This is a genomic window from Zobellella aerophila (assembly GCF_039539325.1).
Classification (GTDB): Bacteria; Pseudomonadota; Gammaproteobacteria; order Enterobacterales; family Aeromonadaceae; genus Oceanimonas; species Oceanimonas aerophila.
On record NZ_BAABCX010000014.1, the window covers coordinates 1 to 619 of the forward strand.

Consider the following 619-nt stretch of genomic DNA (forward strand, 5'->3'; position numbering starts at 1 on the left):
GGGGAACCGGCTCAGAGTGCACGCATCGTGACTGATGCTTACAACAATTTTTCGCCAAGAAGTTCCAAGACACTTGCGTATCAAGAACTACAAATTATTTCATCAGCTTTCCAGGTTGTTAAAGAGCGTGACTTAAAAAGTCAAAGTGATACATTGGCGTACAACGTATGACTTTGACATCTCGGCATTCAGGATAAATGGTGGAGCTAAGCGGGATCGAACCGCTGACCTCCTGCGTGCAAGGCAGGCGCTCTCCCAGCTGAGCTATAGCCCCATTTAGCCTTACATCACCAAATTCACCTGGGTGAATTTGGTGGGTCTGGGTGGACTCGAACCACCGACCTCACCCTTATCAGGGGTGCGCTCTAACCACCTGAGCTACAGACCCAAATCCTGTTTGGCAACGTTCAACCGTCGCCAAATCGCATCAGCCAGGCTCATGCGACAAGTCACTCTTTCATATCAAGCAAACTGTGTGAACACTCAACAGGTGTTGAGAATTTAAGGTAAGGAGGTGATCCAACCGCAGGTTCCCCTACGGTTACCTTGTTACGACTTCACCCCAGTCATGAATCACTCCGTGGTAAACGCCCTCCCGAAGGTTAAGCTATCTACTTCT

Annotated in this window: 2 tRNA genes and 1 rRNA gene; all 3 read right to left on the reverse strand. The window is 49.1% G+C overall.

The features are described 5' to 3' along the window. Positions 1-198 precede the first annotated feature (198 nt). Positions 199-274 (reverse strand) — tRNA-Ala (locus ABD806_RS17965). A 37-nt stretch (positions 275-311) separates the two neighbouring features. Beyond that, positions 312-388: transfer RNA gene (locus ABD806_RS17970), tRNA-Ile, on the reverse strand. Positions 389-507: 119 nt separating this feature from the next. After that, positions 508-619 (reverse strand): 16S ribosomal RNA (locus ABD806_RS17975); the annotation flags it as partial.